11 protein-coding genes are annotated in these 12,058 nt (G+C 62.1%); 6 read left to right on the forward strand and 5 right to left on the reverse strand.

The window, feature by feature from the left end:
- Positions 1-637 precede the first annotated feature (637 nt).
- Positions 638-1,735: a RuBisCO accumulation factor 1 gene (gene raf1, locus GG26_RS00310; protein WP_041438181.1), complete on the forward strand. Its 1,098-nt coding sequence runs from the start codon at positions 638-640 to the stop codon at positions 1,733-1,735.
- Positions 1,736-1,882: 147 nt separating this feature from the next.
- Here the strand turns inward: raf1 and sppA are convergent, their stop codons facing one another.
- From sppA to GG26_RS00335, 5 genes are all read right to left on the reverse strand, one after another.
- Positions 1,883-2,689 carry a signal peptide peptidase SppA gene (gene sppA, locus GG26_RS00315; protein ID WP_011429804.1) on the reverse strand — a complete coding sequence of 269 codons (807 nt, stop codon included), beginning with the start codon at positions 2,687-2,689 and terminating at the stop codon, positions 1,883-1,885.
- 74 nt (positions 2,690-2,763) lie between these two features.
- On the reverse strand, positions 2,764-3,396 hold the full coding sequence (gene fabG, locus GG26_RS00320; protein WP_240527266.1) for a 3-oxoacyl-ACP reductase FabG: 633 nt from the start codon (positions 3,394-3,396) through the stop codon (positions 2,764-2,766).
- Between the two features lie 120 nt (positions 3,397-3,516).
- Complete coding sequence (gene rsmA, locus GG26_RS00325) at positions 3,517-4,356, reverse strand: 16S rRNA (adenine(1518)-N(6)/adenine(1519)-N(6))-dimethyltransferase RsmA (protein ID WP_011429802.1); 840 nt, start codon at positions 4,354-4,356, stop codon at positions 3,517-3,519.
- A gap of 7 nt (positions 4,357-4,363) precedes the next feature.
- On the reverse strand, positions 4,364-6,085 hold the full coding sequence (locus GG26_RS00330) for a sensor histidine kinase (protein ID WP_011429801.1): 1,722 nt from the start codon (positions 6,083-6,085) through the stop codon (positions 4,364-4,366).
- Positions 6,086-6,138: 53 nt separating this feature from the next.
- Positions 6,139-7,233, reverse strand: a complete 1,095-nt coding sequence (locus GG26_RS00335; protein ID WP_011429800.1) for a PIN/TRAM domain-containing protein — start codon at positions 7,231-7,233, stop codon at positions 6,139-6,141.
- 233 nt (positions 7,234-7,466) lie between these two features.
- Between GG26_RS00335 and GG26_RS00340 the strand changes: the two genes are divergently transcribed.
- The 5 genes from GG26_RS00340 (at position 7,467) to GG26_RS00360 (ending at position 12,032) form a co-directional block, all read left to right on the forward strand.
- Complete coding sequence (locus GG26_RS00340) at positions 7,467-7,709, forward strand: NifU family protein (protein WP_011429799.1); 243 nt, start codon at positions 7,467-7,469, stop codon at positions 7,707-7,709.
- A 112-nt stretch (positions 7,710-7,821) separates the two neighbouring features.
- On the forward strand, positions 7,822-8,922 hold the full coding sequence (rseP, locus tag GG26_RS00345) for an RIP metalloprotease RseP (protein WP_414388305.1): 1,101 nt from the start codon (positions 7,822-7,824) through the stop codon (positions 8,920-8,922).
- Positions 8,923-8,928: 6 nt separating this feature from the next.
- Positions 8,929-9,624 (forward strand): endonuclease III, encoded by a 696-nt coding sequence (nth, locus tag GG26_RS00350; RefSeq protein WP_011429797.1) that lies wholly within the window; start codon positions 8,929-8,931, stop codon positions 9,622-9,624.
- Positions 9,625-9,673: 49 nt separating this feature from the next.
- Positions 9,674-10,681: an RNase adapter RapZ gene (gene rapZ / locus GG26_RS00355; RefSeq protein WP_011429796.1), complete on the forward strand. Its 1,008-nt coding sequence runs from the start codon at positions 9,674-9,676 to the stop codon at positions 10,679-10,681.
- A complete protein-coding gene (locus GG26_RS00360) occupies positions 10,674-12,032 on the forward strand; it encodes a gluconeogenesis factor YvcK family protein (RefSeq protein ID WP_011429795.1) in 1,359 nt (452 codons plus the stop codon). The genes rapZ and GG26_RS00360 overlap by 8 nt, the downstream gene beginning before the upstream one ends.
- The last annotated feature ends 26 nt before the right edge of the window (positions 12,033-12,058 follow it).

The raw sequence follows: 12,058 nt of genomic DNA on the forward strand, positions 1-12,058 counted from the left end.
AGCAATTGACACTCCCTCCGCCGGAAGGCGGGGGATGCTTAACGTAGTTCACAAACGGGCTCGTAAAGGCGCTGCCAAAGCGCCTCTAGCTAGACAGTTCCTTGAGGCAAGGCCCCAAGGTTCTGCTGACTTTTCTGATCGCGTCAGGGGGCAGAGTCCTTGCAGGTTGGCTGAGACGTTGGCATCTCCCAGACGCTGGCCACCGGTCGAGTTTTTCATCGTGATGAGGTGCTTGCCTGGGAACGGCACGCCTCGGTAACAACGATACCATTATGAGCAACTCAAGTTGCCTACGGGCTTTTCCGCCCCGCCCTAAAGTACGAGGCTACCGAGCTATCCTTTTGTGTTTGCAGGTTGGCCAGCGGTTGCGGGGTCACTCTTGCACGTGGGCGGGAAGGGGATGCGAGCTCCAACGCTGCCCCCCGCGTTAGTGGGCCGTAGGCCTATGTTATTTGAGGCTGCCCTTATCAACCAGCCCAGGGATCCGCGGCTGGCTTGCCGGCTACAGGATTTCCCAAAGCCCCCGGCTACCGCTTCGCGGAAGCAAGCTATAGCCATGGGGTAGTTTACTGTATTGGATGGGTTGGTTCTGTATGCGTTCATTTTGGGCTATTGTCGTTGCGGAGGAAGCCTGGCCATGAGTCAGCATTTGCCGGAACCCACTGCCCCGGAGGAGGATCCCAGCCTGTTGATGGGCCGGCTGCAGCGCAAAGAGGGGGGGTGGCTGGATTGGGCAAAGGCCTGCCAAAGCTTGCAACGACAGAAAATGACTCCCCAGGCCATCTTCGAGGCGACCGGGTTTGAGCCCGCCCACCAAAACCAGATCGTTGTCGCCGCCCAGGTTTACGAAGGAATGGCGAAAGCAGGAGCCAGCTCAGCCGTTTTGGAGCACTTTGCCCACAAAGGCAGCGATATTCTCTACGAGTTGCGCATCCTCTCGCCTCAGGATCGCGTCCGGGTGGCGGAGCTGGTTGTCAGCCGCAACCTGGGTGCCGATGAGGCCCACGAGATCGCCCGGGCTGTGAAAAACTATGCCCAACTGCGGCAGCTCCCGGAAGGGTTCACGGATCACCCCGGCGATGCGGTGGCTTACCAAGCCTGGAAAACTGCCCAGGAAACCCGCGATCTCCAGGAGCGAACCCGGGCCATTGGCCGCGCCTTTCAGTATGCCCACAGCGAAACAGCCCGCCAACAGGTTGAGCGGCTCTTGTCGACGTTGGCTCCCGGCTCCCAACCCCAGCGCAAGCCGTTGCCCAGGCTTTCGGTGTTTCGCCCGGAAGAGGATCTGCCCCGTCTGCTGCCGGTGGCCGGATCCCTGCCTCTTTCTACCGCCACCTGGGAGCAGATCCCTGCCGTTGAGCCTCAAGGCCTTTTTGGTTGGGTCACCAGCGTGGCTGGGCAGACGTGGATGGCCTTGCCCGCTTGGCCGGCCATTCAAAGGGCCGCCGACCCAGTCGCCCTGCAGGTGGACAATGGTTTGCTGGGATCCCTGTTGGGCTGGCCGGTGGCCCCTGAAGAAGAACAGGATCCGATTTTGCTGGTGGCGGATCGCGCCGTTCGCACCTGGGAAGGGAGGGCAGGGGTTTTCCTGGTGGATCGAGGGGGAGCTGTGGCGGTGGAGTGGATAGAGGATTCGCCCCCCTCTCCCCTGCTGGGCCAAGTGCTGATGGCGGTGCGTCCCCCCCGCATCTTCGACGAGGAGTTGGCGCAGGATCCCTGGCAAATAGAGGAGTAACTCCGGCCAGCCAGACGCACCGCCGCAAGCCCCCGGCCAGGAGCAGGTGGCAAAGCGGCTTCTGGCTTTGCTTCCCAACTGCTCTCTTATGCCGGCATAAGGGTTGGGGGCGGGAGAACCAATCCTCACAGTTGTGGAGGCCGTCTCTCAAGAACCGGTGTAGAGCCACAGGGGCAGGCCTGAGGTGCTTACCTCAAATTGCAGACGCGCCAATGCCTCTGCCGCCGGTAGCAAGCGGGCCCAACCCCTGCGCCGTGGGAGCAGATCGCAGAACTTCGCATCGGGCGGCAACCCTGACAGCTCCGCGGCCCAGAGGCGGGCATCCTCTTCTGTGCCCAGGCGATCCACCACGCCCAGGTGCAGAGCTTGTTCGCCGCTGAAAATGCGGCCATCGGCAAAGGTTTTGACCACATTCACGCTTAGCCGGCGAGCGGCAGCAACGGTTTGCACAAATTGGCCGTAGGTGATGTCGATCAACTCTTGGAGGATGTTGCGCTCTTCTGGGGTCAGCTCGCGGTCAAAGGAAAGGATATCCTTGTAGGGGCCGGACTTGATGACCTTAAAGGAAATCCCTATCTTGTCCAGCAGCCGTTCGAGATTGTTGCCGCGGATAATGACGCCGATGCTGCCGGTGATGGTGCCGGGGTTGCTGACAATTTTCTCGGCTCCCATGGCAATGTAAACCCCTCCAGAGGCAGCGATGTTGCCAAAGCTGGCCACAATGCGCGTGCCCTTGCGTTCCCGCAGACGCGAGAGGGCATTGTAGATTTCCTGGGAGTCTGCCACTGTCCCACCGGGGCTGTCGATGCGCAACACCACGGCAGGGATCTGTCTTTCTTCCACCTCTTGCAAGGCTTTGAGAACCCGCTCTCGGGTTCTGCCATCGATCACCCCTGTTACCTCAATGCGGCCAATTTGCTGACGCCAGCCCCCCAAGAACCATCGCTTCAGCATAGGAAAACGGCACGAAAATAAGCCTCTACCCTCGTATCATGAAGGCCGTCTGGGGGCGCGGTCAACCAAGCAGCTCAGACATTGCCGTACACCGGGATCGCCGCCCCTCTCAGATCCCGCGCCGCTTCCGAGACCAAAAAGGCGATCACCTGCCCGATCGACTCGGGCTTTACCCACAGCTCCGCCTGCTCGGAGCCCATGGCAGCCCGGTTGGCCGGCGTGTCGATGATGCTGGGCAGGATGACGTTGGCGGTGATGTCGGTGCCTTTGGTTTCGGCGGCAATGGTGCGGGTCAGGGCCACCACCCCCGCTTTGGAAGCACAGTAGGCGGCCAGTTGGGATCCCGGCTCTACCGCCCCTCGGGAGGCCACCGTCACGATCCGTCCATAACCCTGTTGCCACATCTTGCGCAGGCTGTGCTTACAGGCCAGGAAGGTGGTGGTGAGGTTGAGGTCAAAATCGCGCCGCCAATCTTCTAGGCTGTACTCGTGAGTGGGGCCCATGGCAAAGCCGCCCACCAGGTGCACCAAACCATCGACGCGGGGCAGATCGTCGATGAGCCGTGCCACAGCGGCTTCGTTCAGCAAATCCACCTGCACAAAGCGCACCTGATCCAGGCTATTGGCCGGCAGGCGCTGCCGCAAAACAGCCAACTCCTCCTCTTGGCGGTAGGTCAAGGTCAACTCTGCCCCTGTGTCCAGGAGCACGGGGGTTACTCCCAACCCGAGCCCACCGGTACCGCCAGTTACAAGGATCTGTCTGCCTTGGTTGTTGAGCATAGGTTGTTTTGGGGTCTGGTGAAAAACCCTTGAGGACTTCCTCTCACCCTACCGCGGTTTTCCCTCGCCGGAAACGGCAGCCATCCTAGGTGTCTGCTCCAGCAGCAGATCGCTCAGGGCCAGCCAATCGGGCAGATCCAGCTCTTCGGCACGGGCCGTGGGGCTGAGGCGGAGCTGAGCCAGAGCGGCGGCCACGGTCTGGCGATCCACGAGGCCTCCCAGAGCATTGACAAGTTGCTTGCGGCGGGCGGAGAAGCCCTGGCAAACCAGTTGGGAGAACCAGCGGGGATCGCGGGCGGGGGTGGGGGCGGGGCGGGGAGTGAGGCGAACCACTGCCGATTCCACTTGGGGAGGAGGCCGGAAGGCGCTGGGGGGCACGCGGCAGATGAGCTCGCACTCGGCCAAGTAGCGCACCCGTACACTCAGAGCGCCGTAGGCTTTGCTGCCAGGGCCGGCCTGCAGGCGCTCGGCCAGCTCTTTTTGCACCATCAAGACGATGCGCTCAAACTGCCTCACCGGCTGGGCCGGGGATCCCAACACTTTCTCCAAAATTGGGCCAGTGAGGTTATAGGGGATATTGGCCACCAGCAGGCGGGGCTGAGGCGGCAGCGGCAGGCGAAGAAAATCTCCTTCCACCAAGTGAAAGCGGGGTTGGTCGGCGAAGCGCTTTTGCAGCAGCCGACACAGATCCCGATCGATCTCTACCGCCACCACATGTACGCCCTGGGCCAGCAACCGCTGCGTCAACTGCCCGGTGCCGGGGCCGATCTCCAGAACCCACGCAGGATCCCTCTGAGGAGGCGGCAACTGGGCGGCCCGCACAATCGCCTCATGAACCGCGGGATCCTTAAGCCAATGCTGGCCAAACCGTTTGCGGGGATAGGGCATCGGTGGATCAGCACTGGGCCGGATAGGGCATTAGGTTGGGATTCGTAGCCTCTGGGGGGCCTTCTTGAGCTGGGCTCGCCTCCCCCCCTGGGAGCGGCTGGCGGTAGAGGGGCACGGTAAAAGTGACGGTGGATCCCAGCCCTTCGCCCAGGCTATAGAAGTTGATCTCTCCCCCCATTGCCTCCACCAGCCGTTGGCTGATGGCTAGGCCCAAGCCGGTGCCGCCGTACTGGCGGGTGGTGGAGCCATCCACCTGGGTGAAGGCCTGAAACAGCTTCTGCTGCTTTTCCAGCGACACGCCGATCCCGGTATCGATGACGCGGATGCGGGCCATCCCCGGGTCGCCGGGAAGGAGGTCGGCTCGTACCGTCACCGAGCCTTTGGGGGTGAACTTGATGGCATTGCCCACCAGATTGAGCATCACCTGCAGCAGGCGTTGGTAATCTCCGTACAGCCAAATCCGATCCGGCGTGGGGGGCAGGTGGAAGCTAAGTTGCAATCCCTTCTGTTTGGCCTGCAGGCCGGTTTTGGCCTCCACATCCTTGAACAAGGCGCGCAGGTCGCAGGGCTCAAACTGCAACTGCATTTTGCCCGCCTCGATCTTGGCGATGTCCAGCACGTCGTTGATCAAGGCCAACAGGTGCAGGGCCGAGCGGTAGGCCTCCTGCAAAAAGTCCAGCTCCTCTTCTCGGCTTTCGGCCATCCCGTCCAGCACCAGCCTAATAAAGCCGATGATCCCGTTGAGAGGGGTGCGCAGCTCATGGGAAGTATTCGCCAAGAATTGACTTTTCAGTTGGTTGGCCGATTCTGCTTGGGCGCGGGCCTGCTCCAGCTCTTTGTTTTTCTGGCGCAGTGTCTGGTTGGCCAACTGCAGGCGAGTGGCCAGTTGGCGACTTTGATCCAGCAAAATGGCGTGGGCAATGGCGGTGCCCAGGTAGGTGGCGATGCTCTGCAGCACCTGAAGGTGGCCGGCCTGCCAGAGGGGGGCTTCGTTGGGGGGCAACACTTCCAGCCAGAGCAGGCTGTTGGCATAGCCCCGGTAAGACATGGCGATGGCCAGATGGCGTCCCATCACCACCGGCTCTTCTTGACGAAGGGCTTGCAGCAGAGGCGGGTGATCCGCCAGACGCAAGGTCTGGTTCAACAGCGAGGGATCCCCCGGGTTGCGGCGGTACTCAGCATTGACTGTGAGGGAGTCCTGCCCCATTTCGTAGAGGGCCAGCAGGCAGCGATCCGCCCCGAACAACTGGCCCAACTGCTCCACCGTCTGCTGGCACAGCTCGCGGATGCCGAGGGAGTGGCCGATGTTGCGCAGCAACTGCGCCGTGATCCCCGGCACCGGCTCGGTCAGGAGGGGATGGCGCTGGGCAGGGGGGCTGCCGGCTCCGCCGGCCAAGTTGAAAGGCGTCGCCCCCAACACCTTGCCCACTACCGACACGGCCACCACCTCCCCCTCCATGTCCCGCACCGGGTTGAGGCAAAGATGCAAGTGCAACTTGTAGCGGGGAGAAATCACCTGACACTGATGCTGCAAGGGATCCCCGCTCGCAAACACCTGCCTGAGCTTGGCTTCGTACTCCTCCGCATTGGCCACCTCCCAGCTTTGCTGTCCGCTCAGGATCTGCTGCGGGTAGATGGCGTAGTTCTCAGCACCCTCCCAATAAAAACTCCAGAAACGCTGCTGGCGATCCTGGGTGTAGAAAATCAGATCCGGTTGGAGGACGCCCATTGGGGGAGAGGCCATCATTGCGTCGGGAAAACAAAGCTCTTCGGCCTGAAGCCTCAGGTTTTCGCAGAGGAAGCTGGGCTGGAGTCCTTGTTGAGGCGGGCGAAGAGCATCCGGCCCGCCGAGGTTTGAATGGCGCTGGTCACCACAACCGAGCGAGTCTTGCCCAGAGAGCGCTGTCCCTCTTCCACCACCACCATCGTGCCATCCTCCAGATAGCCAACCCCCTGGCCCGGCTCCTTCCCTTCGCGGGTGATCTTGATATCGAAGCTGTCGCCGGCAATGTAGATGGGCCGCAAGGCTTCGGCCAGCTCGTTCACGTTGAGCACCTTGATCCCCTGCAGTGTGGCCACCTTCTTCAGGTTGTAATCGGTGGTCACCAGCGTTCCCCCCACATTCTGGGCCAGGCGCACCAGCTTCTCGTCCACGGTGGCCAGATCCGGGTAGTTGGCTTCGTGAATCACAAAGCGGTCGGGATAGGCCTGGCGCAGGGCTTGCAGCGTATCCAACCCTCTGCGGCCTCGCTCCCGTTTTTGCGGATCGGCTTTGTCGGCGATGGTTTGCAGCTCCGCGATAACAAAGCGAGGGATCACCAGCGTTCCCTCCAAAAAGCCTGTCTCGATCAACTGGGCCACGCGCCCGTCGATGATGGAGCTGGTGTCCAAAACCTTGGGGCTGGCCGCCACCACACTGCCCTCTGCGGCCGCCTGCAGGGCGTAGTTGGGGTTGAACAGGCGCAAGAGCGCAGGGCCATGGGTATCGGCCAAACTCACCCCCAAGTAGGCAAAGGACAAGCTAAAAAAGACGGAGGCCAGCGGCTCGATAAAGCTATTGAGCTGCTGAGGCAGGGGCAACAAATAGACAGGAGCCATGGCCAAGTTGGCAATCACCAGGCCGATCACCAACCCCACCGAGCGGCTGATCAACACATCCGGCGGCAGCGAGCGTACATTGGCCTCGAAGCGGCGGTAGCCCCAGCGCACCAAGGATCCAAAAGCCAAACCCGCTAGGACACCAAAGCCGCTGGTAACCACGCGCGCCCCCTCCACATTGGCCCCCTGAATGGCGGCAGGAGGGAGCAGATCCAGGCCGTAGAATCCAAGACCCGCCCCGGCCAACATGAAGATCACAATCAGTAAGACATCTAACATGGCGAAGAAAGCGCCCCTGCTCAGAATAGGCTTGGGTCTGCTGCTCGCAACAGGCAAATCTGAGTCCTATTCTAGTCTTCTGGCTGAAGAGAGGGATCTCATCCCCCACCCCGAAAGAAGGAGACTATGCTGAAGAAGGGCGATCCCTCCCTGGCTTGAGGGGTCTGGCGAGAAATCGCTACAATCAACATCTCGACATCCCAGGCAAGGTCTCAGCAGAGCTGGAAGCAACTATGGCACAAGCACTGGAACTAACGGCCGAAAATGTGGAAAAAGTCCTCAACGAGCTGCGCCCCTACCTGCAAGCCGATGGCGGCAACGTAGAGCTGGTGGAAATCGACGGCCCGGTGGTGAAGCTGCGCCTACAGGGGGCCTGTGGCGCCTGCCCCAGCTCCACCCTGACCTTAAAAATGGGCATCGAGCGCAAGTTGCGGGAGAGCATTCCCGACATCCTGGAAGTAGAACAAGTGTTCTGAGGGCTCTGCCGCTTCTGGTCTGTTATCTTGGTTCCTTAAGGCGGCAGGTGCAGCCGTCGCTGTGGCTCTCTGCCTCTTGCTCTTTTTTTCCTTCTCTCCTTCAAGCCAGCCCATGCCTGTTCTCCTCTCCATCGCCATTCTCGCCCTGCTGATCCTGGTGCATGAGGCGGGACACTTCGCCGCAGCCAAACTCCAAGGGATCCACGTCAACCGCTTTTCGCTGGGATTTGGCCCGGTGCTGTGGCGCTACCAGGGCAAGGAGACGGAGTACGCCATTCGCGCCCTGCCGTTGGGGGGCTACGTGGGCTTTCCCGACGATGACGAGCGCTCTCCCTACCCGCCCGACGACCCGGATCTGCTGAAGAATCGCCCTGTCGCGGATCGCCTGGTGGTGATGAGCGCGGGGGTGATGGCCAACCTGGCCTTCGCCTATCTGGTGCTGGTGCTGATGTTTGCCACGCTGGGGATCCCATCGGTGACGCGCATCCATCCCGGCATTCTCATCGCCCAGGTGATGCCGGATAGCCCGGCGGAGCGGGCCGGCTTGCAGGCGGAAGATGTGGTGTTGCGGGCAGCCGACCACGATTACAGCACGGTTGCCGACGAGGCCTCGGCCTTGGCAGCTCTCAATGATTTTCAGGCGTTGATCCGCCGCCGCCAAAACCGGCCCGTCCCCCTGCAGGTGCAGCGAGGGGAGGGGGATCCCATTCTGGAGATCACGGTGACTCCCGAGATGCGGGGAGAGGTGGTGGCCATTGGGGTCAACCTGGCCCCCAACCAAGAGGTGACACTGCGCCCGGCTCAGAGCCCGGCAGAGATCTTTGCCGAAGCCGGGAACGCCTACCAGCGCTTGGTGATGATGAACCTCAGTGGCCTGCAGCAGCTCCTGCAGAACTTCCAAAACACCGCCACCCAGGTATCCGGCCCGGTGGGGATTGTCAAGCTCGGCGCGGATCTGGCGCGGGACGATGCTGCCAGCTTGTTTAATTTCACCGCCTTGATCAGCATCAACCTGGCTATTCTCAACCTGTTGCCCCTGCCCGCCTTGGATGGGGGACACATCGCCTTTTTGATCTTGGAAGCGATCCGCGGCAAGCGGCTGCCCAAAGAACTGGAGGAACGGGTGATGCAGACGGGCTTGGTGCTGCTGCTGGGGCTGGGGGTAGTGCTGATCTTCAAGGACACCCTTGCCATCGTCACCGGGTCGGGCTAGTTGCAGATGAGCGGCAAGCGGGCTTTGCGCCAGCGGGCTTTGGAGATCCTGATCCGGCTGAAGCGCCATTACCCCAACTCTACCTGTGCCCTCCACTACGAAACGCCGCTGCAACTGCTGGTGGCCACCATTTTGTCTGCACAGTGCACCGACGAGCGAGTCAACCAAGTTACGCCGGAGCTGTTTCGCCGCTTTCCCGATGCCCAGGCGCTGGCGGCGGCGCCGCGGGAGGAGATCGAGGCCCTGATCCGTCCCACCGGCTTCTACCGCAACAAGGCTAAACACATCCAAGAGGCCTGCCGCAAGATCGTGACGGACTTCGGCGGCCAGGTGCCCCGCACCATGCCGGAGCTGCTCACTCTGCCGGGGGTGGCCCGCAAGACGGCCAATGTGGTCCTGGCCCATGCCTTTGGCATCAACGCTGGCGTGACTGTCGATACCCACGTCAAGCGCCTCAGCCGTCGCCTCGGCCTCACCGAGCACGAGGATCCCGTGCGCATCGAGCGGGATCTGATGCAGTTGTTGCCGCAAGCCGACTGGGAAAATTGGTCCATTCGCCTGATCGAGCATGGGCGGGCCATTTGCACCGCCCGCAAGCCCCTTTGCGAACAGTGTTTTCTGGCCGATCTCTGCCCCAGCGCCCCCCTCCCGGGGCCGGCGGAGAAAACGGACAGAGAAGCCGCAACAGCCTCCCAGACTTGAGCGCCTGGCATCCGGTTTTTCGGCTCCCCCTCGCCCTAGAATAGGCTGCATGGACGATCAAGCGACTAGACCGACCGCCGCGACCTCGCCTGTTCTCGTTATTGCCGGGCTGACGGGATCCGGGAAAACCCTGGCCATCCAGCAATTGGAACAACTGGGCTACACCGGCTTGGAAGGGATCCCGCCTGACCAGGCCGTTTATTTAATCGAGGCAATCCGGCCTCGCCACCCTGCTCTAGCGGTGAGCCTAAACCTCCACACCCCGGAATATCGGGAGCAGTTCCTTGCCTTTGACCGCTGGCGGCAAGCGCAAGGGATCCCTTTCCTCTTTCTGGAGGCTCGTCCCCTGGTATTGCTCAACCGTCTCAGCGCCCACCGCCGCCCCCACCCTCACCGCCCTGGCCTTGGCCTGTTGGAGGCCATTGAGCAGGAAGTGCGCGATCTGGCCCCCGTGCGGGAGCGCTGCACCCACCTCCTGGATACGTCTGAGCTGAACAGCCAGCAACTGCGGCAGCAATTACAAGCCCTGGTCCACGGGATCCCACAGCCGCTCAACCTGAGGCTGGTCAGCTTCGGCTTCAAGTACGGTGCCCCCCCCGATGCCAACTTGCTGTTCGACGTGCGCTTTTTGCCCAATCCCTTCTTTCAGCCCCATCTGCGCCACTTGACCGGCCAGGATCCGCCTCTGCAGGAGTTCCTCTTTGCGGATCCAGTTACCCAATCCACCTACCGGCAGATCTTTTCTCTGGTGCAGGCGTTCTGGCCCCACTACCGAGCAGAACGACGGCCTCACCTGACCGTGGCCATCGGCTGCACCGGCGGGCAACACCGCTCTGTGGCTCTGGTGGAGCGCCTGGCTGAAGATCTGCGGCCCTGGGCTGTCCCCACCGACAACCCTGCCCTGCCTGCCCTGAACATCCAGGTGCAGCACCGCCATTTGCTGGATTCGCAGCGGGAGCTGGAGGCCCGCTTTGGCCCGCCACCCCCTGCCGCTGGCGTAGAACAGCAACAGGTTAGGATCCCTTTGGCCGGCGTTCCTGCACCTCCCCATGACTAAGCCCGCGCCCAGCAACAAGTCCACTGTGTGGGGGCCTCGCCGTCGCCAGGCCACTTGGCCGGGAAATGGCTGGAAATGGCTCTTCCCTGGTCTGGCGGTCAAGCGCTGGCTCACCCTAGCCGTGGGGGGCGTGCTGCTGATGGTGCTGGGCATCGCCATCTGGACAGAGCTGACCCCCATCTTTCGCCTCAAGCGATTAATCGACATCACCCTGCGCCTGATCACCACCTGGATCCCCAACAACATCAGCGGCCCCTTGGTGACCGGGATCGGCTTGGTGATGGTGGTGCTGGGCTTTCGCAGCGCCATGCGCTCCATCGAAGATGTGCTGATCCCAGAAGGAGACGAGGCGCTGGTGGATAAGCTCCTGTCGCGGCGACGTCTGAGTCGTGGCCCTCGCATCGTGGTGCTGGGGGGCGGCACCGGCCTTTCCAACCTGCTGCGGGGGTTGAAGCACTACAGCTCCAACATCACCGCCATTGTCACCGTGGCCGATGACGGCGGCTCCTCAGGGCGCTTGCGGCGGGAGATCGGCGTGTTGCCCCCTGGAGATATCCGCAACTGTCTCACCGCCTTGGCCAACGAAGAAAAGCTGCTCACGGAGCTGTTTCAATACCGCTTCCAGGCTGGGGAAGGTCTGAGCGGGCACAGCTTCGGCAACCTGTTCATCACCGCCCTCACCGCCGTAACCGGGGGCGACCTGATTCGGGCCATCACCGCCACCTCGCAGGTCTTGGCCATTCAGGGACGGGTGCTGCCGGCCACCCTGGCGGACGTCACCCTCTGGGCGGAGTTGAGCGATGGCCGCCGCGTGGTGGGCGAGTCCAACATCGCTAAAGCCAGGGGGCGCATTTGCCGCATTGGCTGCGACCCGCCCAACCCTCCTGCCTTGCCCGAGGCGATCGAGGCCATCGAGGCGGCAGAGTTTGTGGTGCTGGGGCCGGGTAGCCTCTACACCAGCATCATCCCTAACCTGTTGATCCCGGAGATTGTGGAAGCTCTGGCCAAGAACATGGCGCCCCACATCTACGTGTGCAACATTATGACCGAGCCAGGGGAAACCGACGGCTACACCGTTGGGGATCACGTCATGGCCCTGGATCGGGTGGCGGGCGTGCGCTTGTTCGATGGTGTCCTGGTACAGCGGGAGCCCCCTTCTCTCCGCGCCTTGGAGCATTACCGCCGCAATGGCTCTGAGTTTGTGGTGCTGGATCCGGATAAGCTGGCCTACCTAGGTTGCCGGGCAGTTCTGGCCAACGTCATGCAAGAGGATCCTGAGACCGGCTTGGTGCGTCACAACCCTGAGCGCCTAGCGGCGATGCTGATGCGCTGGTTTGACAGACACCGCTAAACCACCCCACGGCCCCACCTTGCTAA

The sequence above is a fragment of the Synechococcus sp. 'PEA 65AY6A-5F PE A' genome, assembly GCF_047462575.1.
Lineage (GTDB): Bacteria > Cyanobacteriota > Cyanobacteriia > Thermostichales > Thermostichaceae > Thermostichus.

Bases quoted from the DNA above. Each gene is read 5' to 3' on its own strand.
- raf1 (WP_041438181.1), top strand. From the start codon at position 638: ATGAGTCAGCATTTGCCGGAACCCACTGCCCCGGAGGAGGATCCCAGC.
- sppA (WP_011429804.1), bottom strand. From the start codon at position 2,689: ATGCTGAAGCGATGGTTCTTGGGGGGCTGGCGTCAGCAAATTGGCCGC.
- rsmA (WP_011429802.1), bottom strand. From the start codon at position 4,356: ATGCCCTATCCCCGCAAACGGTTTGGCCAGCATTGGCTTAAGGATCCC.
- GG26_RS00330 (WP_011429801.1), bottom strand. From the start codon at position 6,085: ATGGGCGTCCTCCAACCGGATCTGATTTTCTACACCCAGGATCGCCAG.
- GG26_RS00335 (WP_011429800.1), bottom strand. From the start codon at position 7,233: ATGTTAGATGTCTTACTGATTGTGATCTTCATGTTGGCCGGGGCGGGT.
- GG26_RS00340 (WP_011429799.1), top strand. From the start codon at position 7,467: ATGGCACAAGCACTGGAACTAACGGCCGAAAATGTGGAAAAAGTCCTC.
- rseP (WP_414388305.1), top strand. From the start codon at position 7,822: ATGCCTGTTCTCCTCTCCATCGCCATTCTCGCCCTGCTGATCCTGGTG.
- nth (WP_011429797.1), top strand. From the start codon at position 8,929: ATGAGCGGCAAGCGGGCTTTGCGCCAGCGGGCTTTGGAGATCCTGATC.
- rapZ (WP_011429796.1), top strand. From the start codon at position 9,674: ATGGACGATCAAGCGACTAGACCGACCGCCGCGACCTCGCCTGTTCTC.
- GG26_RS00360 (WP_011429795.1), top strand. From the start codon at position 10,674: ATGACTAAGCCCGCGCCCAGCAACAAGTCCACTGTGTGGGGGCCTCGC.